23 protein-coding genes are annotated in these 23,675 nt (G+C 61.3%); 3 read left to right on the top strand and 20 right to left on the bottom strand.

The window, feature by feature from the left end; translation table 11 throughout:
* Positions 1-11: 11 nt before the first annotated feature.
* Positions 12-2,258 (bottom strand): aldehyde ferredoxin oxidoreductase, encoded by a 2,247-nt coding sequence (locus LK434_RS08855; protein ID WP_006721762.1) that lies wholly within the window; start codon positions 2,256-2,258, stop codon positions 12-14.
* Positions 2,259-2,270: 12 nt separating this feature from the next.
* Entirely contained in the window at positions 2,271-2,996 is a 726-nt protein-coding gene (locus LK434_RS08850; RefSeq protein WP_148334643.1) for a 4Fe-4S binding protein, read from the bottom strand.
* A 230-nt stretch (positions 2,997-3,226) separates the two neighbouring features.
* Between LK434_RS08850 and LK434_RS08845 the strand changes: the two genes are divergently transcribed.
* Positions 3,227-3,370, top strand: coding sequence for a hypothetical protein (locus LK434_RS08845; protein WP_006721764.1), 144 nt, complete (start codon positions 3,227-3,229; stop codon positions 3,368-3,370).
* Here the strand turns inward: LK434_RS08845 and LK434_RS08840 are convergent.
* From LK434_RS08840 to LK434_RS08825, 4 genes are all read right to left on the bottom strand, one after another.
* Positions 3,367-3,957, bottom strand: a complete 591-nt coding sequence (locus LK434_RS08840) for an iron-sulfur cluster assembly scaffold protein (protein ID WP_006721765.1) — start codon at positions 3,955-3,957, stop codon at positions 3,367-3,369. The genes LK434_RS08845 and LK434_RS08840 overlap by 4 nt on opposite strands.
* A gap of 15 nt (positions 3,958-3,972) precedes the next feature.
* Positions 3,973-4,863, bottom strand: a complete 891-nt coding sequence (locus LK434_RS08835; protein WP_006721766.1) for a hypothetical protein — start codon at positions 4,861-4,863, stop codon at positions 3,973-3,975.
* Positions 4,864-5,004: 141 nt separating this feature from the next.
* Complete coding sequence (gene typA, locus LK434_RS08830; RefSeq protein WP_006721767.1) at positions 5,005-6,831, bottom strand: translational GTPase TypA; 1,827 nt, start codon at positions 6,829-6,831, stop codon at positions 5,005-5,007.
* Between the two features lie 231 nt (positions 6,832-7,062).
* Positions 7,063-7,518, bottom strand: a complete 456-nt coding sequence (locus LK434_RS08825) for a hypothetical protein (protein ID WP_006721768.1) — start codon at positions 7,516-7,518, stop codon at positions 7,063-7,065.
* 293 nt (positions 7,519-7,811) lie between these two features.
* Here LK434_RS08825 and LK434_RS08820 point away from each other — a divergent pair, with 293 nt between their 5' ends.
* Together LK434_RS08820 and LK434_RS08815 are read left to right on the top strand one after the other, a co-directional pair.
* On the top strand, positions 7,812-9,047 hold the full coding sequence (locus tag LK434_RS08820) for an IS256 family transposase (protein ID WP_006722195.1): 1,236 nt from the start codon (positions 7,812-7,814) through the stop codon (positions 9,045-9,047).
* A gap of 705 nt (positions 9,048-9,752) precedes the next feature.
* The gene (locus LK434_RS08815; RefSeq protein ID WP_006721770.1) at positions 9,753-9,935 is read left to right on the top strand and encodes a hypothetical protein; all 183 of its coding nucleotides are present in this window, start codon (positions 9,753-9,755) and stop codon (positions 9,933-9,935) included.
* A 69-nt stretch (positions 9,936-10,004) separates the two neighbouring features.
* Here the strand turns inward: LK434_RS08815 and LK434_RS08810 are convergent, their stop codons facing one another.
* The 14 genes from LK434_RS08810 to LK434_RS08745 form a co-directional block, all read right to left on the bottom strand.
* Entirely contained in the window at positions 10,005-11,069 is a 1,065-nt protein-coding gene (locus LK434_RS08810) for a LysM peptidoglycan-binding domain-containing protein (RefSeq protein WP_006721771.1), read from the bottom strand.
* A 1-nt stretch (position 11,070) separates the two neighbouring features.
* On the bottom strand, positions 11,071-11,646 hold the full coding sequence (locus LK434_RS08805; protein ID WP_187371223.1) for a C39 family peptidase: 576 nt from the start codon (positions 11,644-11,646) through the stop codon (positions 11,071-11,073).
* A 64-nt stretch (positions 11,647-11,710) separates the two neighbouring features.
* Positions 11,711-11,971 carry a phage holin gene (locus LK434_RS08800; protein ID WP_006721773.1) on the bottom strand — a complete coding sequence of 87 codons (261 nt, stop codon included), beginning with the start codon at positions 11,969-11,971 and terminating at the stop codon, positions 11,711-11,713.
* Positions 11,964-12,404, bottom strand: a complete 441-nt coding sequence (locus LK434_RS08795) for a hypothetical protein (protein WP_227917724.1) — start codon at positions 12,402-12,404, stop codon at positions 11,964-11,966. The genes LK434_RS08800 and LK434_RS08795 overlap by 8 nt, the downstream gene beginning before the upstream one ends.
* An 18-nt stretch (positions 12,405-12,422) precedes the next feature.
* On the bottom strand, positions 12,423-12,869 hold the full coding sequence (locus LK434_RS08790) for a carbohydrate-binding protein (protein WP_006721775.1): 447 nt from the start codon (positions 12,867-12,869) through the stop codon (positions 12,423-12,425).
* A 75-nt stretch (positions 12,870-12,944) separates the two neighbouring features.
* Positions 12,945-14,054 carry an RNA-directed DNA polymerase gene (locus tag LK434_RS08785; RefSeq protein WP_148334647.1) on the bottom strand — a complete coding sequence of 370 codons (1,110 nt, stop codon included), beginning with the start codon at positions 14,052-14,054 and terminating at the stop codon, positions 12,945-12,947.
* A 215-nt stretch (positions 14,055-14,269) separates the two neighbouring features.
* A complete protein-coding gene (locus LK434_RS08780) occupies positions 14,270-14,410 on the bottom strand; it encodes a DUF6273 domain-containing protein (protein ID WP_006721777.1) in 141 nt (46 codons plus the stop codon).
* A gap of 12 nt (positions 14,411-14,422) precedes the next feature.
* Entirely contained in the window at positions 14,423-14,833 is a 411-nt protein-coding gene (locus tag LK434_RS08775; RefSeq protein ID WP_006721778.1) for a hypothetical protein, read from the bottom strand.
* A gap of 85 nt (positions 14,834-14,918) precedes the next feature.
* The gene (locus LK434_RS08770; protein ID WP_006721779.1) at positions 14,919-15,821 is read right to left on the bottom strand and encodes a DUF6273 domain-containing protein; all 903 of its coding nucleotides are present in this window, start codon (positions 15,819-15,821) and stop codon (positions 14,919-14,921) included.
* A gap of 11 nt (positions 15,822-15,832) precedes the next feature.
* Positions 15,833-16,834, bottom strand: a complete 1,002-nt coding sequence (locus LK434_RS08765) for a BppU family phage baseplate upper protein (protein ID WP_006721780.1) — start codon at positions 16,832-16,834, stop codon at positions 15,833-15,835.
* Complete coding sequence (locus tag LK434_RS08760; RefSeq protein WP_006721781.1) at positions 16,831-17,232, bottom strand: hypothetical protein; 402 nt, start codon at positions 17,230-17,232, stop codon at positions 16,831-16,833. The genes LK434_RS08765 and LK434_RS08760 overlap by 4 nt, the downstream gene beginning before the upstream one ends.
* 10 nt (positions 17,233-17,242) lie before the next feature.
* The gene (locus LK434_RS08755; RefSeq protein WP_006721782.1) at positions 17,243-20,182 is read right to left on the bottom strand and encodes a phage tail spike protein; all 2,940 of its coding nucleotides are present in this window, start codon (positions 20,180-20,182) and stop codon (positions 17,243-17,245) included.
* Complete coding sequence (locus LK434_RS08750) at positions 20,173-20,919, bottom strand: distal tail protein Dit (protein WP_006721783.1); 747 nt, start codon at positions 20,917-20,919, stop codon at positions 20,173-20,175. Before LK434_RS08750 ends, LK434_RS08755 begins: the two co-directional genes overlap by 10 nt.
* The gene (locus LK434_RS08745; RefSeq protein WP_006721784.1) at positions 20,900-23,554 is read right to left on the bottom strand and encodes a phage tail tape measure protein; all 2,655 of its coding nucleotides are present in this window, start codon (positions 23,552-23,554) and stop codon (positions 20,900-20,902) included. Before LK434_RS08745 ends, LK434_RS08750 begins: the two co-directional genes overlap by 20 nt.
* Positions 23,555-23,675: the final 121 nt, after the last annotated feature.

The following is a 23,675-nucleotide window of genomic DNA, read 5'->3' as shown; positions in this document are numbered from 1 at the left end:
ATCAAACGGCCCTACGCGGAGAGCGCCGGGTTGTCACCGCAGTATTTCTCGAGAATGTGATCGTACGTGCGGGTGCGCTTGTCGTAAGCCTCGCCGCCCTCGGTGAGCAGGCCACGGGACTCGAGATCCTCGGCGACATCGGACATGCCGAGGTCGTTCAGGCACTCCTTGGTGGGGCAACCGAGCTTCTCGTCCCAGCCAAAACGCTTGTACAGCATCTTGAGGGCCTTATCCCAGTCCTTGCGCTCCATCTTGTCGGTGCCGGGCGTGAAGGGCTCGATGTCCGGATCCTTCTCAAAGACCCACTCGGTGATGACGTCGTGGACGTTGCGCATATCGTTGCAGCCCACGTTGCCGTCCTTGTCCTTCATGCCGCGCACGGTGTTGGCGCGCTGGAGGGTCATGATGCGCTCGCCGGCCTTGTACAGGTCGTCGATGGTGACCTTCTGGCCCGTGACGGCCGTGTAGAACTGGGCCTCGAGGTCCAGGTCGCCACGGTAGTCGCGCTCCTTGGCGGGGGCCATGGCCATGGGCCACACCCAGTTGCACAGAACGAGCGAGTCGTGCAGGACGTCGGTGACGATGCTCCACCAGGCGAACTCGGCCTTGGCCTCGTTCATGGGGGTGTAGTTCTTGGTGTCGTCGATGGCACCCTCGCCCCACATCTCCTCGGCCATCTCCTTCTTGAGGTCATACGGCAGGCCGCAGCCCTGGAAGTTGACGGCGGAGTGAATCATGTCGTCGCGGTTGAACATCATGTTGTACAGACCGCCCGTCTGACCGAAGCACTCGATGGAGTGGTGCACCGGCCAGCCGCGGTAGTTGATGAGCGCGGACTTGGCGTTGTCGAACCACTCCTCGCAATCCCACTCCTTGGTCCAGACGATGGGGCCGTGGCCGAGCAGGGAGATCGGCTTGTTCTCGACATCGTTGGACGCGATGTCGAGCAGGATCTTGACAAAGCTGGAGGGGTCGCCGCCGTTGACGATGCCGTCAAAGTTGTACTCGGCCATCTGCTCGGCAGGGATGTGCTTGTCGAGGATGCCGGCGGAGTAGGTCCAGGCCAGGTCGCGGTAGAGCTGGGCGTAGTTGCACCACAGGCCGAGGTCGTCGACCGTGGCGGAGATGAGCATGTTGTAGCTCACGGAGAGGTCGGACAGCGTCTTGCCGTCCTCCTCGTAGATGCCCTTGGCCTTGAGGAAGGACTGCATGTACGCGGAGAACGGGAAGTTGGGCACGCAGGTGTTGCCCGCGGACTCGTAACCCGTCTTCTCCTGCACGTAGGGGACGTGCACCTGGGCGTAGCAGCGCACGGGGCAGCCGTGGCAGCCGGCCATCTTGACGGTGTACTTCTCGGCGGCGGGGCCGAGGTCCTTGGTGGACTTCATGCAGCGATAGCCCATGGTGTTGGGCTCGAAGGGCTTGGGCTCGCCCGTCTCGATGGGACCGCCCTCGGCAGCCGCCCAGTACAGGCCCTTCTTGGCCGTCCAACGGGAGCCGGCGTCGTAGTACTCGGCCCAGGACTGCTGGGTGCTCGGCACGACGTGGTTGTTGTTGGAGCCGATGACCTGGGCGATCATGTAGTCGGAGAGGTCGGCGACCATCTGCGGGTCGGCCACGTGGCACGCCTTGGTGCCGCGGACGACGACCGCCTTGAGGTTCTTGACGCCAAAGACGGCACCCAGGCCGGCGCCGGCGGAGTGGGAACGGGTGTTCATCACGCAGGCGTAGGGCAGCAGGTTCTCACCCGCGGGGCCGATGGCGGCGACGCAGCACTCGGCGCCGTGCTTCTTGCACAGGGCCTCGGTGGTCTCGCGCGTGCCCTTGCCCCACAGGGCGGAGGCGTCCTCGATCGAGATCTTGTCGTCGTCGATGAAGATGTAGCAGGGCTTCTTGGCCTTGCCCTCGATGATCAGGCCGTCGTGGCCCGAGTACTTGAGCATGGCGCCGAGCTGACCGCCGCAGTGCATGTCGACCACGAGGTGGTCGGTAGTGAAGGTCGACAGGGACGCCCAGGTTGAGCGGCCGGCGAGCGGCACGCCCGAACCGGTCAGAGGACCGACGGCGAGAACGGCCTTGTTCTCCTCGTCCATCCAATCGACCTCGGGGCCGACCTCGTCGTACATGATCTTGTTCGCGAAGCCCATGCCACCGATGTAGTCCTTTTGCATCTCGACATCGGACTCTTCGGTGATGTCTCCACTCGTGAGGTTAACGCGGGCGATCCATCCCGCCCAACCGTAAGAGGTTTCAGCCATTGCGCTTCTCCTTTACTGGGCGATCTTGCCGCCACCGACGAAGTCCTGGACGTCGTCAGCGTAGGGCCACTTGGTCTCGGAACGGGTGGGGCCGGAGGAGTGGTTCACGTTCTCCCACTTGATGAGCTCGAGCGCGCCGTTGGGGCACTGGTCCGCGCAGCGGCCGCAGGCCACGCACTTGGTGGACTTGTGGGTCTCGGTGTTCACCACGGGCATGTGCCACGGGCAGGCAGCAACACACGTACCGCACCCCACGCACTTCTCGGGATCGACGGTGCGGGTGCCGTCATCCATGGTGACGATGGCGCCGTGCGGGCACGAGGTCTGGCACAGGGCGGTGGTGCACATGTGGCACGCGCGGATCTGCCACTCGCAGGAGTAGTAGATGCCGTCATAGGACTCCCAGTCGGAGCCGAACTGGAAACCGTCGTGCACGTGGATGCGCGCGGCGGCGGGCTGGGAAGCGCCGTCGTTCTGCAGCGTGCACATCATCTCGCAGCGCTGGCAGCCCGTGCAGCGGGCACGATTGACCTTGAGCACGTGAGCGGGGGTCGCGTAATAATCGACCTCGCCCTTGGAGCTCGTGGGGGCAGCGGCGGCGGAGTCTGGGAGCAGACCCAGCGCAACCATGCCCGCCACGAACGCGCCCGACACCTTCACAAACCCGCGACGGGTAAAGAAGGAGTCGAGACGGTCCGCACCGGAGCCTACCTGCTCCATGGCGGTGTTCTCTTTCATAGTTCCCTCCCCTATTTGCTTCACGAGCGCAGGCGCGCCCGCGGAACCTTGAAGCATTGCGCGCGGCGATACTGCGCACAAGCAGACACGTTCAATTATGCCTGAATAAAGCGTTTAATCCGCAGATGGTCATTATTCTATTTGCAGAATAATGAGCTGCGAATCCGCCTATTCACACACCCATATTGCGTGAAGCCGCGAGCACCCCCACAGGCGCAGCGCGGGGCGGGATGGGCGAGCACGACAACGTCCGCACGGTGCGTCTGGGCTCCACGGCTGCGGGCGTTGCCACGGCATCCGGGGTCGCCGTGGTGTCGGGCGGTGGCGTGCCCAGAGTTGACAGGGGATTCCATATCGCAGCGAGCGGCGCTTAGATCTCGCCGGCCTCGCGCAGCTCTTGGTCGACCCGTTCGTCTCGCAGTGAGCAGTTCTCGGTGAGCAGGCAGTTGGGGCACATGCTCTCGCAACGCACGACGCCGGAGAGCTGCTCCAAGGTATATCCCTTGATGCGCAGCAGGTAGTCGCCTATGAGCGCGCGAACGGCCTCGACGGCGTAGGTGAGCGTGTACTTGCGACCGTTGGGCAGCCCGCCCACGTACTCAAGGATGTCCTCCTTGGTGATGGCGAGGGCCTCGTCGAACGTCTTTCCGGGCAGCATGGTCGCGAGGGCCGTGGCGCACGCAATGGCGGCAAGGCACCCATGGCTGCGAAAACCGACTTCGCCAAAGGTCTCCGTATCGGGGTCGATGACCGCGAACAACTGCATCTGAACGGTGCCGCGCTTCTCCTTGCCCACGCTGCAAAAGGCGTTGGCGCCATCGGGGATGCCGCCGCACCGCGCGTCGGCGATCAGGTCAAGCGAGCGCTCGGAGTACTCGGTGATGGGCGCATCGTTCTCGATTTGATACATGTCCGGAGTGCGCAAAAAGGGCGTGTCCTCCGTCAGGCGGCGTTTGGCCATGCAGGCCTCCTTTCGTTAGGGGTTGCGGAACCGCTCGACACCGTGCCACTCCGCAAGGGCCTTTGCCTGCGCGGGCGAGAGGAACGTGGTCGAGTAGAAATACGTGTCGTTGAGGCTCGTCTGCGTGGTCTCGATGTCGGCGTACGCCTCGTCGTTGATGGCGCGCTCGAACAGCGAGGCGACCTTTTCGGCCGACCACAGATACGGCTGATTGAGGAAACTCGCCGCCGCGACGGGGCGCGGGTACACCTTCGACTCCGTGCGCACCACGTCCACAAAGGTCGCCAGCTCGTCGCCCTCCGCCGTGTTGAACAGGGCGTGGGCGAAGCTGTGCGACATGAGGGGCTTTGAGTAGGCGTAGACCCCCGATTTTCCGTACAGCAAGACGATGTCGGTCACCCCGGGCTCGGGCAACGGGTCGTCAAGGTCGAGTTCGTCGAGCTCAGGCCGGTCGTCATATCCCAGGGGAACATCCTGCTTGCCGCGCGCCGGTGTGTCCTCGGCATGGGGGCGATCCTCGATATAGGCGAGCAGGTCGGATGCAAACGCGTGCCCGTCCACGCCGGAGGGCGCAAACGCGCGCTTGACCCAGCGGTCGGGCGTGGTGAGCTTGCCCTCATAGGAGCGGCGGCGTACGTCGGCCAGGGCCTGGTCGGCGGCGATGAGCCAGTCGTTTCGCGCGTGAATCGCGGCGAGCTGCTCGGAAGATAGGGTGTTCTCCGGGTTTGAGGAGTCGGTCTCCGACACCAAGGACGCCGCGGACGAGGCATCCAGAGGGACGGCGCGTGCACCGTGCCCGAACCCCGACGCGGGGGAGGCGCTGTCCACAGACGGCGACCCGACCTCGCTTGCCGAATCGACGCCAGGCTCGGAGGCAAGCCCCTCTCGCATGTTCGTGTTTCCCATAGTGCATCTCCCATAGAAAAATCCCGGGCGGCACAAGGCCGTCCGGGACATGGTACCAGCTATCGCCGCCTCGTTGCCGAGACCGTCAGGTCGAATAGGGCATCGCGGGCCGATTCGAGGCGCAGAATCGCAGACGCGTCGCTACTTGGCGCGGTTGGCCGCCTTCTTGCGGTCCGTGGCGTTGAGCAGGCGCTTGCGCATGCGGATGTTCTTGGGCGTGATCTCGACCAGCTCGTCGTCGATGATGTACTCGAGCGCCTCCTCCAGCGAGAACGTGCGCGGGGGCACAAGCTGCACGGAGATGTCGGCGGTGGAGGAACGCTGGTTGCCGAGGTTCTTGGTGCGGGCGATGTTCACGACCATGTCGCCGGGCTGATTGCGCTCGCCCACAAGCATGCCCTCATAGCACTCCGTGCCGGGCTCCACGAACAGCGCGCCGCGCTCCTGCAGCGTGCCCAGGGCGTAGGCAACGGCCTTCTCGGTGGTCATGGCGATCATGGCGCCGTTCTTGCGGCCGCCGATCTCGCCTGCGTAGGGGCCGTACTCGAGGAAGGTGTGGTAGAACACGCCCTCGCCGTGCGTAACGTTCAGGATGCGGTTCTTGAGGCCCATGATGCCGCGGGTGGGAATGCGGAACTCGAGGTGCGTCACGGACGTGCCGGTCTCCATGCTCGTCATGGTGCCGCCGGCGTTGCCGAACACCTCGATGACCTTGCCGGCGTACTCGTCCGGGCACTCAACGACGGCCTGCTCGATGGGTTCCTGGAGGTTGCCGTTCTCGTCCTTCTTGAACAGGACGCGCGGACGGCCCACCTGGAACTCGTAACCCTCGCGGCGCATCGTCTCCATGAGGACGGACAGGTGCAGGATGCCGCGACCGCTCACCTCGACGCCGCTCTTGTCGGGCAGCTCCTCGATGCGCATGGTCACGTTGTTCTCGCGCTCGTTGAACAGGCGCTCCTTGAGCTGGCGGGCGCCCACGATGTCGCCATCGCGGCCCACGAGCGGGGAGGTCGACGCCTCGAACACGATGGAGAGGGTCGGCGGGTCGATCTCGATGGGGTCGAGCTCGACGGGGTTCTCCGGATCGGTGTACACGTCGCCGATGTCGGTGTTGTCCACACCCACCACGGCGGCGATGTCGCCGGCCTCGACCTCGGAGCACTCGGTACGGCCCAGATAGTCGAAGGTGAAGAGCTGCTTGACCGTGGCCGTCTTGCGCTCGCCATCGTTCTTGACCACGAGGATCTGGTCGCCCGTGTGGATGGTACCGGAGTAGACGCGGCCGATGCCGATGCGACCCACGAAGTTGGAGTGGTCGATGGTCACGCACTGCATGGCGAGCGGGCCGTCGACGTCGACCTCGGGCGCGGGCAGGTCGTTGACGATCATGTCGAGCAGCGGGTACATGTCCATGTTGCCGTCCTCGGGGTCGAGGCGGGCGTAGCCGTTGACGCCGGAGCAATACACCACATGTTCCATGGCGAACTCGAGCTGCTCATCGGTGGCGCCCAGATCGGCCATGAGGTCGAGGCAGTCGTTGTACGCCTTCTCGGGGTCGGCGCCGGGGCGGTCGATCTTGTTGATGACGATCATGACGTACAGGCCGGTGTCGATGGCGTGGCGCAGGACGAAGCGCGTCTGGGGCATGGGACCCTCGAAGGCGTCGACCAGCAGGAGCGCGCCATCCGCCATGCGCAGCACGCGCTCGACCTCGCCGCCAAAGTCGGCATGGCCGGGGGTGTCGATGATGTTGATCTTTACGCCGTTGTAGTCGATGGAGATGTTCTTGGCAAGAATCGTGATGCCGCGCTCGCGCTCCTGGTCGTTGGAGTCGAGCACACGCTCCTGCACCTCCTGGTTGGCGCGGAAGGCGCCGGCGGCGCGCAGGAGCTTGTCACACAAGGTGGTCTTGCCGTGGTCGACGTGGGCGATGATGGCGATGTCTCGCAGGTTCTCTACGCGCATGGCGTCCCCTATCCATAGTTATGGTTCAACGCAAGCCCGCGTCCGGCGAAACGTTGCACCTGGTCGGTAACCGGTTGTAACTCGGCGGTATTGTAGCTGTTGGCGCGCGTCATGAAGGGTTTTAACCAGCCGGTTTGCGCTCGCTACACACAAGCGGAACAAAGAAGCGGACCCCGACGCCACCATGACGTCGGGGTCCGACTTGAGCCACGCGCGTTCTTCGCGGCTGGATTACAGCAGCGAGGGCTCCTCGCCGGCGGGCTCGGGATCGCACCACATGAAGTTCTCCCCGGTGCCCGCGCCGGAATACAACACGTAGGCGGAGTAGCCCATGGTCATGCCGCGCTGATAAAAGCTCACGATGATGGCATCCTGGAACTCGCAGTCGAGCTCGACACCGCCGGCATAGGCGATGGCGTACCGGTCGAGCGGCCCCACGTGGTCGGACTGAATGCCCGAGGCGTTGGACTCGATGAAGTGCTGGGCGCCTTCCAGGCAGGCCTCGGGGCCGTCCTCGGTAAAACAAGCCTGGTACCGGTTGGCATTGGCGTCCTCAGCGACGAGCAGCACGCCCAGGTCCTCGCCATCGGCAAGCGCATTGAGATAGTCGTCGAGCAGATCGCACACCATGGCGTCAAGCTCGGGCGACACCTCGTCCTGCTGCACGTTGTTGCTCTCGTCTGCCATGGAAACTCCTGTCATCGGTTTTGGTCTGTACAGCTTACCACGCAAGCACATCTCGTGCCGTGTACCGAGGTGTGTGCACCGAATCGGGCGAAAATGTAACGGATTTTCCAACGGGCCAAGTAGACACCGTTTTTCAAGAAGTGTTTCCTGGCGTTTTGCCCCTTCAAACCACTGTCTACTCGGGGATGTCGGTCGCGTCCGTAAAGTGGTGTAAATAGCAAAGGCGAGCCAGAGGCCCGCCGACCAAGTAAACTTGCAATCGCCAAACCACAACGATTACTTGGAGGACGAGCATGGCTCGAATCAATCTTACACTAGACCAGGACGAGATCCTCTCCCTTCTCGCCGGCGACACCGGCGGCGCGTTCGCGGCCCTGCTGCAGAAGTCCCTGAACGCGGTGCTGCTCGCGGAGTCCGACGAGCAGCTCGGGGCGGCCCGCTACGAGAGGGCCGAGGCGCGCACCGACGTGCGCAACGGCACGAGGGAGAGGCCCCTGGCGACGCGCGTCGGCACGATCGAGCTGACGGTCCCGAGGCACCGGAACGCGCCGTTCAGGACGCTCGTCTTCGACAACTACAGCCGCAGCGAGGCCGCGCTGGTCACGACCATGGCCGAGATGGTCGTCTCCGGCGTCTCCACCGCCAAGGTCGGCAGGGTCATGGAGACCATCTGCGGGAAGAGCTTCTCGAAGCAGTGCGTCTCCGAGGCGTGCCGCGACCTCGACGCGATCGTCGGGGAGTTCCTCGCGCGGCCCATCGAGGGAGACCACCCGTTCCTCATGGCGGACGCCACCTACATCAAGTGCCGCGAGGGCCACAGGGTCGTGGCGAAGGCGCTGCTCGTGGCCATCGGGTTCACGCCGGACGGCCGCAAGGAGGTGCTCGGCTTCGAGGTCGCGGACGCCGAGACGACCGAGAGCTGGACGCGGTTCCTCGCCGGGCTGCGCCGCCGCGGCCTGTCGGGGGTCCGGCTCGCGACCACCGACGCGCACGAGGGGCTCGTCGCCGCGCTGCAGTCCGTGTTCCCCGAGGTGCCCTGGCAGCGCTGCCAGGCCCACTTCGCCCGCAACGTCGTCGACGCCGCGCCGAAGCGCCTGAGGGTCGGGCTGCGCGGCGAGCTCGCGGAGATGTTCAACGCGAAGACCATGGCGGAGGCGCGTCGCAGGCGCGACGAGATCGCGGCCGACTACGCCGGGGCCGCGCCCAGGGCGGTCGAGCGGCTCGACGCCGGGTTCGACGACGCGATGACGGTGATGGAGCTGCCCGAGGCGCTGCGGCGGGTCGTGCGGACGTCGAACCACCTCGAGAGGCTGAACGGGGAGGTGAAGAGGAGGTCGTCGGTGGTCAAGGTGTTCCCGAACGCGGACTCGATAGCGAGGCTGATCGGGGCCGTGCTCATCGAGGAGGGCGAGCGCTGGGCGGCCGGTCGCAGGCTGTTCTACTCGCCGGCCGTGAAGGAGCTGCAGGGCGTGGTCCCGCGCCTGGAGGTCATCGCGCGCGAGCAGCGCCAGCTGAGGCTCGCGGCATAGGAGAAAGCGGCGGTTGCGAATTTACACACAAAAATGGACTTGACCGGGATGTCTGTTGTTCGTTACCTTTTCCCTTGATTTCCGGCAGCGGGCATGCCGTTCGCAGCGGGCAATGCCGTGCGGCGTACGAAGGACCCACCGGGGCGGCGGCGCGAGTGCTTGCCGGCCCTGTCCTTGGTATTAAAAAGGCCGGGGCGTCACCGCCCCGGCCTTCGTTCTCATATGGTGGAGCTAATGAGAAAAACGGCGAACTCACGCGACTTCTCTGAGCAGGACAATCATTCAATACAGCTTGATACCTGTATTGTTCAGGCAACAAATAGCTGGTTTGTAATAGTTGGATTGCTGGAAAAAAATCTGATTAAGGCAAAATAACCCTTGCACTTCTATGGGGTCTACCCTATAATAATAACTGTCAGAAGGGAGGTGATTCAGTTGGAAGACAGAGTTTGGGACGTGTTTCTTGTGGTCCTCGGCGTGGTGCTCGCAAAGGTGACCGACGAAACAGTTGAGCGTCTAAAGAAAAAGACCCCTCGCAAGCCCGGTAAGCACGCAAAGAGGTCTTAGCACAAGGGGCATCGCTTAGGCGGTGCCCCGCCACTCACAATTTTAGCGCAGGAGGTGCGCAATGAAAACACTGGTTATATCGTTCATCGTGTCATTCATCGCGTTCAGGATTTGGCGCAGTAGCCGCAAGGGGGAGTAATGCAGACGGAGGCGCAACGCCGAGCAAGCAGCAATTACCGCAAGAAGGTCAAGCAGCTTACCATTCGGTTTTATCCGAACAGTGATAGCGATGAAGAGATGTATGCGTGGCTGAAATCGCAGGAGAACACAACGGACTACCTCAAGAGGCTCATTTCTGCTGACATGCAAAACAGCAGATAGACGGCTTGCCAGAGTGTCATTTAACGGCAGAAAGCGGGGCACCCCTTACTAGGGTGCCCCGCTTTGAGGTTAATAGAATAGCTTTTGACCGGGATAAATCGTGTAAGGAGAGGCGATGCCATTCTTACTCGCAATGGTCTGCCACTTGACGCCGACCTTTGCGCCGATGCCGCTTAACGTGTCGCCGCTCTTGACGATGTAGACAGACTCCGCGCAGATTCCGGCGCGTTTGTTGACGATCGCCTGAACACTCTTCGCCTTTCCGCCGAGAACTTCGGCGCGAATGGGATTGACTCCGAACATGCCGCGCTCAACATCATCGGCAAGCTGCGCGCAGCTCGTTCGGTCGACATAGTTGATGAGGTCCTGTACCTCATCGTAACGGGTTCCAAGTTTGGCCTTGCGCTCATCATTCGCACCGAACTCGCCGCGCATGACTCGGGCCGCAAGTTCGAGAGCGGTCCCATCGATCGTCTGCGCGGGGGTGTCGGGCGCGTTGACCTCCGGCTTGACAGCCTCGGACGGGTTGCAGAACTTGTCCCAAGCGGCACGCGTCATATGCGCGATGTCGAGATCGAGCGGGCCGTCATAGCCGCCCGGTCTGCCGTTAGACGTGTATTGATGCAATGCGCACGTGTTCCATGCGCCGAAGCCACCTGATGGCAACCAAGGCGAGTTTTGATATCCGGTTCGCTCGGTGTTCGCATATTGTGCGACCCAGAGGGCGTGATTGGGAGCGATCGCGCTCCAATCTTCCTCGGTGCAGACCGATCGGGACATATATACGGCACAGCGTATCCCCGTAAGTTCGAAAACCCGGTCGAGAAACAGCTTTGCCTTGTCGGTTCCGATCCGACCGTACATCTCATAGTCGAGCGCCGGGAAGCCCTCAGTGAAATAGTTCTTGCAGTTCGCTACGAAATAGTTTGCCTGAGCAACCGGGTCAGACGCGTTCATGAAATGGTAGAAACCCCACTTCTTCCCCAGCTTCTTTGCGGTCTGGATGAATCCGTCGCACGTGTCATGCACGATGCTCGTTCCTTCCGTGGCCTTGCATATAACGAAGTCACAAGGAACTTTTGTAAGATCAAGACCGCGCTGGAAATCGGAAATGTCGATGCCGTTTAACGCCATGTTAAGACCTCCAAACAGAAATGAAATAACCCCAGTCAACGCACGTCATCTGCTCCAAGCTGAGCGTAACGGCGTATGGGCTGCAAGGGTCGTGGACAATTACGTTCTCTTCGTCAAATCCCGTCAGCAAGACGATGTGCCCGCCATAACTTCGCCCACCATCTTCAAGCTGCCCCTGCATCTCAGCGAAGATGAGTGAGCCGCCTTCAAGATCATCAAGGGCGCGCGCCATATCCTCGTAAATGACCGAGCTTGTGATAGTGGCATCCTGCTCATGCATCCATGAGCAGAACCCCGGCATGTAGTTCTGGCCTTCTTGCACGTAATCGTTGCCGACGGCGTTCAGCATCTCGATTGGAGTCCAATCATCGCCGGTGAAATAACTCCACGCCATCGCGGCGCACGTCAGACCGCATCCCGATGCGGAAAGCGTCTCACCGGCATAAGGAAGCCCGCCCCATCGCTCATCGGTCTGCAAGTAGATCGGAACGCTTGGGGCGGGCGCGTCGCTGATTATCGCGGCGCTTGGCTCGGTTTGGCACGGCCTTTCGGTCGGGTTGCCCGGTGCGGTGAGCACGGTGATTCCTGTGAGCAGCAGACATGAGGCCATGCCCGTGAGAAACGCCGTCAGAAGCCTGAGCCTACACATCAGCTTTCGGCTTGTCGTATGCCATCGCCTGCTTCGAGTCGCTGATTCCGGCGGTCGTCGGGTCGTTGACCACGCCGAGAATCGCGAGCACGGCGAAAAGCGCGTTTATGATCGCGGCAAGCTGCTCATTGAGCACGCCGAAATCCCATTGGTAGCCAAATGGTGCCGCGCATACCTGCACGAGCAGCAGCACGGCGGGGATGAGCGTCAACCAAAAGGTCTTGTTCTTGATTCGCGCGGTTATGTTAATCATTTCGATTCTCCTTTTCGTAAATCAGGTCAACCCTGTCGTATATGTGATTGACCTTGCTTGCCATGTCGTGCGAATGGGCGCGGGACTCCTTGATCTCGCTGTGAAGGGCGTCGTTTGAAGCCCTCAGCGATTCGACGGTAGCCTGAAGGCTCTCTGAGATGTTGTTGCTGCGCTCCATCTGCGCGGCGATGCGGCCCTCCATGACGGATCTCTCGCGGTCGCGCTTGGCCCTTTCGTTAAGCTCGTCGCGCTTGCGCGCCTCGCGCTGTGATTCAAGCTCGGCCTGCCGCTCGTCGCGCTTCGATTCAAGCTCTGCCTTTCGCTCGTTGTTTCGCCTGAACTCATCAAGAAGCAGTTTGGCGAAGATTCCCAATCCGACGGTCACGACCGTCATGAGGAACCATTCGGGGCCGAAGGCGGCGGCGTGGCTCACTATGCTCTCGCCCATCTTCTAGCCCTCCGAGACCTCACGCCAAACTGTCTCTGTGCCGACGGCACCCGGTTCCCAGACGTTGTTCGCGACGAGTGATTCCCAGACCTTGCCCCTGTGCTTCACGCGAGCGCCGAGTGGGTACGGGTTCGTCGATTCCGGTTGCCGCCATGCCGGGACATCCTCGCTCGGCGTGTCCGACGTGCCGTGATCGAGAACCCGTGCCCAGAGACTCGGTGCCTTGTCGGGAGACCAGTCTGGTTGCGAAGTGTGCGCCTGGAGGCAGACGTACAGCACGTCGTTGTGGCTCACGCGCTCGCCTTCGGCGTATTTGTGCCCGTTGCCGTCCCACAGGGTGAACAGCGCCGCGCTCTTGGATGCCACGTCGCTCGACAGCGACGGAGCCATGCCGTCAAAGATGGCGATGATCGCGCGAACCTTCGCCTCCTCTTGTTCGGTCAGTGCCATACTTTCTCCTTTCCTTGAAAACAAAAGCCCCCGCGATGAATTGCGGGGGCTGGATGCCCGTCTATGCGCTTTCCATCATCCGAAAAGCTCCTTGTATAGCGCGTCCATGCGCAGGACCGTGTCGTGCGCATCGAGCCGCTTCATGCCGCCGCGCCACGATTGATAGGATTGGTTTACCTGCTCCTTGGTCATCATGCCGCAACCGACGAGCGCCGCCTGCTTCTTGAGCTTCCTGCGCTGCCTCGTGATGGAGCTTCGGCATGGCCTCACGACCACCTTGCCGCCGTCGCCGAAATAGAACCTCTTCTTGAGGAAGACGAAGCCGCGAGACAGCTTCACGATCCTCGTCTTCTTCCGGTTGATGACAATCCCGAGTTCGTCGCATAGCGATTCGATTCTTTTGAGCGCGTCATATAGAACGCTTTTCTCAAGCGCGATGCAATAGCTGTCATCCATGTAGCGACCGCTTGCGAGGATTCCGGGAGTGGACAGCATGAGGTGGTCGATTGGGGACGGCAGGGCGACCGCGAGCACTTGGTTTGGCTCGCTGCCGAGACCGAGACCGCGAGTCCCGTGCGCGTCAATCTGGTCGAATACGACCGCTTTAACCAGATCGTCGTCAAGTGCCCGGTCGATGAGGCGCTTGCAAGCTTCGTGGTCGATGTTGCCGAAGTAGTTCGCGAAGTCGATCTGAAGGATGTATCCGCGCTCACCGTGCCTCTTGTGATGGTTTACAAGTTGGCGCTTTAGGCGCTTGATGGCATATTCAGTGCCGCGCCCCTTTATGTTCGCGGCGCACCCTTCGGTCAGCGTGGGCCATATCGCAGGTGCCAACGCGTGTCTGCTGATAGATTTCTGTATGACCCGCTCTGAGAAATGGACAGAGCATATGTGCCTGAGCTTTCCGCGCTCGAATATGTCGAACTCGATGAATCCGCGCTTGAAGTCCTTGCCGGATAGGAGGTCTCTTCGTGCGCGCATGATGTTCGGCACGACCCTCAGCATGTACCTCTGGACGCTCGATTTCCAACTAACACCACGTGAGGCGTCGATCGCCGACTGGTATAGGTTGTCGAGATCTGCGATGGATTCGAGCGTGCACCCCTCTATCCGCGCCGAGCGATTTGCGGCTCTTTTGCTGTCGCGCCGTGCCCGGCGCGCCACTCGGCGCTCATCAGAGTTCATGGGAGGCACCCCGAACGGCTTCATGCGGCACCCGCAAGCCGCTTGACGGATGACCATGAAGCGCGGGCAGGTGCCAAATCCCGCGCCATGCAAGAAGCGAACGGCAACCGTCTCGGGGTGCAAATTTACGGGCACGCGCCCGATGGTTGCCCCTTCCTTCCTCAAATGCACGGCGCTCAGAGCTGCGGTCTGCGCGGTCTGGCAGGTCTTGGGAATCACGGGAACGGGCGAACCCAGTCATTCGTCGCGGCGTTGTTGTTGGCATTGCCGTTGTTGTTGACATAGCACACGTTGGAGGACGAGCCGCCCATGACGGAGCGGAGCCACCAATTGACGCGAAGATTTCCAAGGGGCAACACTTATCCATTTTACCCCTTTCCTATCAGCTTCACGCCAGACCGAGCGCCCTTGATGAGCTTTATGTCATCATCGACGTTCTGGATAAGAGTCTCGAACCACGACAGGCTTATGTTCGAGTTGAGAGACTTCAGACATTGCAGGTCTTGAAGCAGTTGGTTGCAGTCGGCGATCGCGAGCGTCATGAACCGCTTGCGCTCCTCGACGTTGCGCGCGGTGTTCGGGTAGAACGCATCCGCCTTTACGAGATTCATGACCAAGCTTCTGGCCGTCTCGGCCATAGGGACGGCGAAGACGAACCTGTATGACTTCGGCAGCTGCTTCGTTGTCACCTTTTTGGTGATCTCGGCCCTTATCTCCAATGCGAGCGCGAAATACTTTTGGGCGCTCAGATGTCTGTTCCGGGCATATACACCACTCAAACGACCATCTCCTTGCTAAGCCGTCTCGACCTGATGGCGCATGCGCAAGGCATGCGCCGGTTCAGTGTTGCGTACGGCTGATAAATCAGCCTACGAGGAAGCACGGGAACGGGCGAACCCAGTCATACGCCGCGGCGCCGCTGCTGGCAGTGCCGCAGCTGCCGACATAGCACACGCTGGAGGACGAGCCGCCCATGACGGAGCGGAGCCACCAAAGGACGCGAGTTCCCAAGATTCGAGATGCCGTGTCTTCGAAAATCGGGAAATGGCAATCGAATCCGATGCTGTAACCCGTCTTGCTCCATGCTTGGAACCCGTAGACCTCGATTTCGGAAAGAGACCACACCTTCCCCAGATCGACCCAAGACCAACCGCTGTCATCGGTGAGCTTCCCGCTCGACGCGTAGCGCTCATTGAGCAGGACGCGTTGCGGCATGATGGCGGCTTGACACTCGGTCGGGAGGGACGGCAGGAAATCGCCGATCTCCCACTCATGCAGCTTCGAGCACAGATACGGGTGCTTCTCATCTGCGGTGCCGTTGTTGTCGTTCGTGTCGCGCCACTTGATATAAGATCCGTTCACGGCCTTGTCGCCGGTGACGGACACAGGGGCGGACGGGACCATCGCTATATGGTGGCCCTTCGCCGTGTCCCCGCACTGGTAATACGGGTCGATGGCCGCGATGCGGTACCTGACGGTCTGGGAGGGGACGTTTGCACCGGCCTTCAGCTGCACGTCGATGTAATCGCCGATGCGAAGCCCCGTGAAGTTGGCTGCCTTCACCCGCTTTTGGAGCCACGTCCAGACGTTTGCGCTGCCGATCTCGGCGGCGAAGACCGACACGATGGAGCGCCCCTTATAGGTTCCGGTCAATTGCTGTCGGTCGTATTCCTGAGCGGTGGTCGCGGCGTTTGCCGTGTTCCGTGCGGTGACGTCCTTGACGTTGCGCGGCGCGCCGTTGAATGTGAGGACTGAGACATCTGCCATGTTGGTTCTCCTTAATTTAGGGTCGCGGTTTCACCGGAAACGCCCGACTGCGCGAGCGCAAGCGTCTCACCGCTGTAAGAGGTCACGCGGGTCGGCGGGACGTATGCCGTCTCACCGATCAGGACGTACTTGTCCTGAAGTTCCGCGACCGCAGAGGCGAGGATTTCGTTGGCCTTCCTCAGTTCCTCGACCTCCGCGTCGCTCGGCGGCTTGATCGATGCGATGCTGTTTGCGATGTTCAGTGCGTTCTGCGCAGCCGCCGTCGCATCGTCAGCGGCACCGTTCGCACGCGCGGCGGCTGCGTTCGCGTTGCTCGCCGCCGTGTCAGCAGCCGTCTTCGCGGTGTTTGCGCTCGCCGTCGCCTTATCGGCGTTCGCCTTAGCGGTGTTTGCCGCCGATGCCGCGTTGTTCGCAGCCGTGGTCGCCTTGTCGGCGTTCGCCTTTGCCGTGTTGGCGGCGGATGCGGCGCTGTTCGCGGCTTCTGCTGCCTGCTGCGCGGCGGTGGCCTTTCCGTTGGCGTTGCTCGCCGCCGTGTTCGCCGCGTTCGCGGCAGAGTTGGCGGCTGATGCGGCGGAATTTGCCTTGTTGACCGCCGCGTTCCCTCGGTCGATGAGGTCTTGAACGGCGTCATCCCAGCTTTGCGCTGGCTTCTGACCGTCCAGAGCGCTGCGCAGGATTTCAATTGCGAAGCGCTCTGTCGAATAGGTCTTGCCGCTCTTCGTGATCGTGAAATAGGCTTCGTCGGTGTAGCCGGGAACGCTGCAAAGCTTCGACTCGTCAACCGTGATCGTTACGGCGTTGCCACTCACTGAGCACTGACCGCGATAGTAGTTCCGCTTATTAGGCAAAAGCACGACAAGCCATGCCGTAGCGCCGGAAAGCTCGAACTCAGCGCCGTTGTCGTAGATAAGCGCCTTGATCGTGGTTCCGCCATCGTCGCCCTGACCAACCTTGACGCAGGTTCCCGTTCCCTCCTTCGAGATATCGAGTTCGAGCGTCCGCGTGTTGCTCATTGCGCGCCTCCTTCCTCGCTATCGAGATAGGCAAGCTTCCTGAGCGCTTCCAGCGCTTCGCTGAAGCTCATAGCGCTTCGCGCCTTGCTCGAAACCGGCTGAACGTCGGCGTTCGATGCCACGGCTGGCACGCTTGCCGCAAGCGCGTCGAACACGTCGACTACCGCTTTAAACCTGTCATCGACATACAACGGCTGAACGAAAGTAAAGTGCTCATCTCGGTTTTCCGGCTCTCTCACGTCGGAAGCGGGGACGATTGAACGTGTTCCCTGATCGTCTACCGCTATGAACACTATTCCGCTTTCGTCAGCTCTTTTTATAAGCTCAGCGTCGTACTCAGTAAGCACGGCTTCAGAGTTCGATATCGGGTCATGAGCTAGATAATAGAGAATTGCCATTAGATACCTCCTAATCGAAGCTACACGTCGTACACAAACCGTTGATGAAGTTGATAGATCGCCATGAATTAGTCCATCCAACGGTTCCATTGCCGTTGTCGTGAATCTCGCTGACGTAGTGAAGCCTATGGTTACCCGTATGGCATATAGTCGCTGTGGTGCTCTCGTTGCTTGAAGCTGCTGTCGAAATCTGCGGCGAGCTGATGCGAACTGTCCCCTCTGCCGTCATCTGTATGCCTCGATACTTGATTGACGGGTTGTCGATGTTGTACGAATGGGCTGAGAAGTCTATACATCCGATTTGGGTACCGTTCTCAAGACCTCGAATCTCGCCGTTTATGAGGCGAAGCAGGTTCGATGCCGAACCGCACTCGAACGTCCCGTTAGCTCTGATGTTGTTTGCGGTCATGTAGTTTGTTGTGAGCTTGCCGGTGCTGAGGTTCCACGTGTTGCGCCCAATACGGTCGCTGATGATACCCGTTTCAATGTAGCTGGCGTTGATGTAGAGCAGCCCGCCGCTCAGGTAGATTCCCTGAGTTTGCCCGTTGTTCGTCAGGCGGTTGAACACCTCTCGCTGGTCTAGGTCTTCGTCTAGATCGTCGGTAGATTGATTGCCAGACGTTAGGGCGCGCGCCAGCACGGGCGTTGTGTACGTCTTCGTGCCGTCAGACCACGTTATTTCGCTCCGCGTCCAGTAGTAGCGACCGCTCACCCACGTTGGCTGGTAGTAGTACCAGTTGCCGCCGGTCTGCGCGGTGCTGCTCGTGCTCAGATAGTATTGCTCGCACACCTGAGAAACGCCGATGCCGTCATTGTCCGCCATGCGGTGCGCCGTGGTGTATTCGGTGTTGCCATCTGCGAGCGTGAGCTTTAGGCGCGTCCATAGGTACTGGCCTTGCTTCCAGTTCGCGTATGTTGTCCATGTGGTCGGTACCGTCGATGAACTGGTGGAGTTGCCATATTGCACATCGACCGCCACGACAGAGCTTCCAACATCTCCGTCCCCAACCGAAGCGTCGGCGGAAAGCGAGAACTCGCCGGTGGTCAAGTCCCAGAAGTTCTTACCGGCCTTGTCGGTGATGATTCCAGCCTTCAGCAGGTCAGCGTCAAGAACGCCGGTGTCCATGTAGGTTGCGTTGATATATACCTTGCCGTCTTTGAGGTACACGCCCTGCGTCTCACCGTTGTTGGTGAGACGGTCAAAGATGCTCTTCTGCCCCAACGCTTCATCGAGCGCGTCAACGTACTTCTTTGCCTGATCTTTAGCGTCGGTGCCCGCCGAAGATGCCTGCTCTGCGGCGTACTTCTTAGCTTCCTCTAGCCGCTTCGCGTCCGCTTCCTCAGCGGCCTTGACAGCGTTTTGCTGCGCGCCGCTCGCCGCCGTGTCGGCGATTGATTGAACAGTGTCGCCGCCTACGGTCGCCGTGGCTGAAAGCGAGAACTCGCCGGTGGTCAAGTCCCAGAAGTTCTTACCTTTCTCGTCGGTGAGAAGACCGGCGCGCACGCGGTCTGCTCGCATCGTACCGGCGTTGATGAGGTCTGCGGTCACCATGCCGCCGGTTAAGAAAGTCTTCCAGTCCCACTGTCCGTCTGAGGTAAGGCCGGATGCAAGGCGAAGACCCATGCCGTTAAGGTTGACAGCCCACATGCCAGACGTGTTGCGCAGCGGTAGGCCGTTCAGCGCGTCTATGGGAACGTTGCTGTAGATCGTGCCCAGCTCGAACGTCTCCACCCTGTACGTGCCAACCGCGTTGAACTGAGCGTTGAGCGCCGCTTGCAGCTGTTGGAGCCACGAAACGGACGTGCCAGCCGCCGCGTCGTAGAGCGCGTTTTGCTGGCTGTTCCCCTTCAGAGCGTTGCTCACGCTCTGCCACATGTCTGCCATCGTGTCGGTGAGCGTCCCGAACGTGACCGTAGCGTCGCCGGTGAGCAAGTCGCGCTCAATCTGAGACACGCGGCCATGGAGCCGCACGCCCTCTTCGGAGAATCCCTTGTCGATGATCGCAACGTCATCGCCAACGCCCACGCCCTCCCACGAACGCCCGAACGCGTATAGGTCGATAACCGAAGCGGTGTAGGTAACTTTAGGCTCCTTCACCTGCTTCAGGTAGTCTTTCGTTTCCTGCAAGAGCTGCGCCGCGTCCTCGCACTGCTCGTTCACGTATGAGGCCACGGCGGGCAGAATGCCGCCCTCTCCGTCGGGGTGCCCCCAAATCTCGGTGGCTTCGGCATCCTCAACGTAGTCCTTGCCGCCGTTTATGTCGCCGAAGGTAAGGCGGCGACCGTAGCCGCCGCCCTCCGTCTTAACGCCCTTTCCATATCCGTAGACGCGCGTTTTCGGGTTGTCGCTCGCCATTGAGCGCTTGACCGAAACGAGGTCTTTAGTCCACGTGAAGCGCTTTGCGCTGCTCTGGTTCCCGCGAAGGGCGCGAATGTTCACGCGGCGCGCGACGATGCCAGCGCCGTTGTGAACGATGGTCGTTTCAAGCTCGCCGCCCCACGTTTCCAGCAGCTCGGCTATGCCCTCGCGCACGCTGATGTGGTATAAGGTGCGCGAAGCGGTTCCGCCCTGATCGCACGTGCCAACCTCCCAGCGCGTGTCTGCGAGAATGGATGTGAGGGCTACCGACACGCTGCCCGAAGGCCGCTTATCGTCCAGCCAGTCATCCCACGTCTCGTTGATGGAGTTGATGCACGTTGCCTGCGTCTCAGGCGCGCCGTCATCGTCGTGTACCCTGTCGATGGTATCAACGATGTGTTCGTGGCAAACGCCCTGAAGGTCAATCCAGACTACGCGGTCGCCCTTCACGAGGTCTTCGGCGCACGTGATGTTGAGTTCGTCGGTTCCGTCCAGCGCGTCGGTGTGCGTCGCGGCGCTCACCGTGAGCCGCCCCAGATTGTCACCCCAACGGCTGAAACGGGTGAAGCCTATGCGTCTAATTAAAGCCATCGTTCCACCCACTCTAGTACCGCCGTGCCACTGGTGATGTTCAGGTGGCACCGCCCGTTGATTTCAAAGTAATCCGAATCAATCGTTACCGGCGCGGTCTGGTTGTTGACTGTCGCGTGTTCGGTCGCCATGTCAAAACGTATGGTGCTCGAAGACGTGAGCGGCGTGTTGACAGCCACGAACTCGCCGGTATCGACGTTCGTAATCCGCCACGAGCTGCCCGCCGCTGGTTTCGCCGTCACCTTCAGATGCGCTGGTCGGTTGCCGCCAGCGTTGACGTAGACGTTGCCCGCCGAAACCTCCATGCGGCGGCGCTGTCCGTAATAGTCGGGGTCGCCGATATGGAAAGTCACGGTTGTAGTCGGGCAATCGTCGGTGATCTCGTCTAGGTCGGTGCTGCCGCTCACGATTGCGAGCAGGTAGCGCGTCGGGTCATCGGGAAGGTAGAGCGGCGCGGGTTCGTCCGTCCAGAGAGCCGCCGCGAGCTTGTGCCGCATTTCCGCGACCTCGCGGCGGTCTTCAGTCCTAAGCCAAATCTCAACGGGAAGGTCGTAGCCGCCACGGTAGGCGCTCTTGAAGACCTCGCCATGCCGCCCCGGCACGCTCTCAAACGTCGCGTTGACGGTCGCCATGACGGGGCGGCGCACCTTGCAGTAAACCAGCTTCGATAGGTCGGTGCCGTTAAAGATGATTCGGTCGTGCTGGTTCCTAGTCCGTCTAAGTTGCAACCGGAACACCCCTTTGCTTCAGCTTGCTTGCGATGCCAGCGCCGATCTGCTGGCCGGTCTCATACGCGTCAACGCCGTTCGCCACGGTCGCGTTGACCGCAACCGAAACGCTAACCGGCTGGCTCGGTGCGGATGGGAACCTGTCGAACGCCTTGTTCACCGCCGTCTCGATGAATCCCTTGAGCTGGCGTTCCGGTGCGACGAACTCGCCACCGGCCTCGCCTACGCCGATGATCGACGGGTTGTCGAAATAGCCGCCGGTCTTGTACCAGTTGACGCTCACGCTCGGCAGGCTGATGGGTCCGAAGTCGTTCCAACTCACGCTGAAATGGGGCATCTTCGGTTTCGGGATGCTGATTCGGATCCCGTTGAAGGCGCTCATGATTTTTCCGGGAATTCCGGATATTGCGTTCCAAGCGCTTTGGACGGGGTTTTGGATGAAACCCTTGATCTGATCGAAGATGTTACTCACCTTGGAGCCGAGACCGGGGAACCCGAGCTTTTCGCCGATGCGGTCCGCTATCTCGATCGTCTTGCTTCGCGCCGCGTCCATCTTGCTTTGGATGTTTGCCTTGATGAGGTCGAACGCGCTCGCGGCATGGGTGCTCGCGCCCTGCCAATCGCCGTTCATGGCGGCTTGCAGCGCGTTCGACGCTGCGGAACCGACGCGTTTTCCCGTCTCCATGTCGCTTTGGATGGTCGATTTGATGCCGCTGAACGCGTTGGAGGTGTTCGTCTTCAGGTTGTTCCACGCATCCGAAGCCCCGTTCTTCAGGTTCTCCCAAGCGGTCCCCGCCGCCTCCTTCGCCTCGTTCGCCTTGCTCGAAATGGTCTCCTTCACGTTGTTCCACGCGTCCGAAGCGCCCTGCTTAAGGCTCTCCCACTTCTCGCCGACACCGCTGACGAAATCGCCGACACCGGTGCTCACCTGCTCCCATACGCCGCTCCAAAACTCAGGCACACCGGCGAAGAAGTCCTGAACACCCTGCCATTTCTCTGAGATCCATCCCGTGAAATCCGACCACATCTGCTTGCCGGTCTCGGTCTGCGTGAAGAACCACGTGAGTCCGGCCACTGCGGCGCTCACCGCCGCGACACCTAGGCCGATCGGATGGGCAGCGATGAGGCCGGTGAATCCGGTCCATCCGCTGGACAGGCTTCCGACAAGCATGCCGCCGAGTTCGCCGCCCTTCGTGACGATGCCGCCGAGCCCGCTCTTGATCGTGCCGAGAAAGCCGACGTCGCCCATGACGGATTTGGCGCCGCCCCAAAGCTCACCGGCGGTCTGGAACGCCCTGCCGACACCGTCGGCGGCCTCCATCGTCTTTCCGACCGCGCTTGTCACGCCGCCGAAGGCGACAGCGCTGAGCGCGAGGTTGTTCACAAGCTCCTGTTGCTCAGGAGACAGGGACTTGTACCACCCCGTCACGCTTTCCAACGCGGGCGCGAGCGTGTTGAGAAGGCTCGTTCCGATCTCCGTCACGGCCGTCTTGACGGGTATGGCAGCCTCGCCAAGCTCCTGCATGCTCTTGTTCATCTCGTTTTGGGCGTCGCGGGATTCAAGGAGATCCTTGTTCGTCTCCTGATACTGCTTTCCGGCCTCGCCATAAAGGCCGGTAAGCGTCTCCGTGATGAGCTGCGAACGCTCCTGCTCGCTTCCGCATGCGGCGAGCGCCGCATTGAACGCGTCCTCCTTGGTCTGTCCGTCGGCGACGGCCGCATTGAAGGCGTCCTGAGCGGCAGAGTGGCCGGAGAGCGCGGCGCTCCATTGCTCCGCCGATGCCGTTGACCAGTTGAGAGCGTCGGCCAAACCGCCCGTGACGGTGCCGGTGTGCGCCGTCTCCTGCGCCGCCTCGGCGAGATTTTCGAGCGGCAGCGCGTCGCCGAACGTGGCATACGCACCGGCGGCGATGTCGGTCCACTGCTTCAGCTCCTGCTCGTTCGTCGTGAGGCGGGCGAGATTCTGAGACGCCTCTGTCGCGGTGTCCGATTCACCCAGAATGCGGTAGAACATCGAGTACGTTCCCGAAGCCTGCTCGGCAGTGCCACCGGCGCTCTTCCAAGCCGTTTCGAGCTGACCGCTCTGCTGGATGGCCTCCTCTTGGCTCGCAGCCAGACCGGTCAGAGCGCCCGCCGCGCCGACGATTCCTCCGGACAGCGCGGTTCCCGCGCCCGACATCTTGGAACCGGCGCTTGAGAGCTTGTCGGCGTTGTCCTCGATCGCTCGACCGACCTTGCCGAGCGCCGTCTTGGAGCCCTCCGCCTCGCGGCTCGTCGCCTTGAGCTCATCGCCGTAGCTCTCAAGCTGCCGCTCGCACTGCATGATGGCGCGCTTGAGGCTGTCGTACTGACGCTCTTCCTCCGCCGTGAGCTTAGCGCCGCTTTGCTTCTTGCTTTCGAGCTGAGCGAGAGCCTGCTTGTAGGCGTCGAGCTTCTTTTCCGTGTCTGCGTAGGCGGCGCTCAGCGCCTTAACCTTCTGCTCAAGCAGCTCGGTGTTGCCGGGGTCGAACTTGAGCGCCCTGTTGATGTCCTTCAGGTCGCTTTGCGTCTCTTTCGAAGCCTTCTGCACCTGCTTCAAAGCTCCCTGAAGCTCGGTCGTGTCGCCGCCGAACTTGATTACGAGACCCTTATAGGTAACCGCCACGTCATCACCTTCTTAGATTGTCAAAGACCATGAACGCTTGAAGCAACGCGCCCTCTCGGGTGCGCTGCCGTCAAACGCTCGCAATCAAGACCAGAAACGCGCTTCCGCCAATCTCGCCTTT

It is taken from the genome of Collinsella stercoris DSM 13279, from assembly GCF_020735465.1.
GTDB lineage: Bacteria > Actinomycetota > Coriobacteriia > Coriobacteriales > Coriobacteriaceae > Collinsella > Collinsella stercoris.
The sequence above is the reverse complement of the archived record's forward strand: the minus strand, read 5'-3'. Positions and strand labels throughout refer to the sequence as shown.

What these genes read in the sequence shown, in the direction of transcription:
- LK434_RS08855 (WP_006721762.1), bottom strand. Translation starts at nt 2,258, where the DNA reads ATGGCTGAAACCTCTTACGGTTGGGCGGGATGGATCGCCCGCGTTAAC.
- LK434_RS08850 (WP_148334643.1), bottom strand. Translation starts at nt 2,996, where the DNA reads ATGAAAGAGAACACCGCCATGGAGCAGGTAGGCTCCGGTGCGGACCGT.
- LK434_RS08845 (WP_006721764.1), top strand. Translation starts at nt 3,227, where the DNA reads ATGGGCGAGCACGACAACGTCCGCACGGTGCGTCTGGGCTCCACGGCT.
- LK434_RS08840 (WP_006721765.1), bottom strand. Translation starts at nt 3,957, where the DNA reads ATGGCCAAACGCCGCCTGACGGAGGACACGCCCTTTTTGCGCACTCCG.
- LK434_RS08835 (WP_006721766.1), bottom strand. Translation starts at nt 4,863, where the DNA reads ATGGGAAACACGAACATGCGAGAGGGGCTTGCCTCCGAGCCTGGCGTC.
- typA (WP_006721767.1), bottom strand. Translation starts at nt 6,831, where the DNA reads ATGCGCGTAGAGAACCTGCGAGACATCGCCATCATCGCCCACGTCGAC.
- LK434_RS08825 (WP_006721768.1), bottom strand. Translation starts at nt 7,518, where the DNA reads ATGGCAGACGAGAGCAACAACGTGCAGCAGGACGAGGTGTCGCCCGAG.
- LK434_RS08820 (WP_006722195.1), top strand. Translation starts at nt 7,812, where the DNA reads ATGGCTCGAATCAATCTTACACTAGACCAGGACGAGATCCTCTCCCTT.
- LK434_RS08815 (WP_006721770.1), top strand. Translation starts at nt 9,753, where the DNA reads ATGCAGACGGAGGCGCAACGCCGAGCAAGCAGCAATTACCGCAAGAAG.
- LK434_RS08810 (WP_006721771.1), bottom strand. Translation starts at nt 11,069, where the DNA reads ATGGCGTTAAACGGCATCGACATTTCCGATTTCCAGCGCGGTCTTGAT.
- LK434_RS08800 (WP_006721773.1), bottom strand. Translation starts at nt 11,971, where the DNA reads ATGATTAACATAACCGCGCGAATCAAGAACAAGACCTTTTGGTTGACG.
- LK434_RS08790 (WP_006721775.1), bottom strand. Translation starts at nt 12,869, where the DNA reads ATGGCACTGACCGAACAAGAGGAGGCGAAGGTTCGCGCGATCATCGCC.
- LK434_RS08785 (WP_148334647.1), bottom strand. Translation starts at nt 14,054, where the DNA reads ATGAACTCTGATGAGCGCCGAGTGGCGCGCCGGGCACGGCGCGACAGC.
- LK434_RS08770 (WP_006721779.1), bottom strand. Translation starts at nt 15,821, where the DNA reads ATGGCAGATGTCTCAGTCCTCACATTCAACGGCGCGCCGCGCAACGTC.
- LK434_RS08765 (WP_006721780.1), bottom strand. Translation starts at nt 16,834, where the DNA reads ATGAGCAACACGCGGACGCTCGAACTCGATATCTCGAAGGAGGGAACG.
- LK434_RS08760 (WP_006721781.1), bottom strand. Translation starts at nt 17,232, where the DNA reads ATGGCAATTCTCTATTATCTAGCTCATGACCCGATATCGAACTCTGAA.
- LK434_RS08755 (WP_006721782.1), bottom strand. Translation starts at nt 20,182, where the DNA reads ATGGCTTTAATTAGACGCATAGGCTTCACCCGTTTCAGCCGTTGGGGT.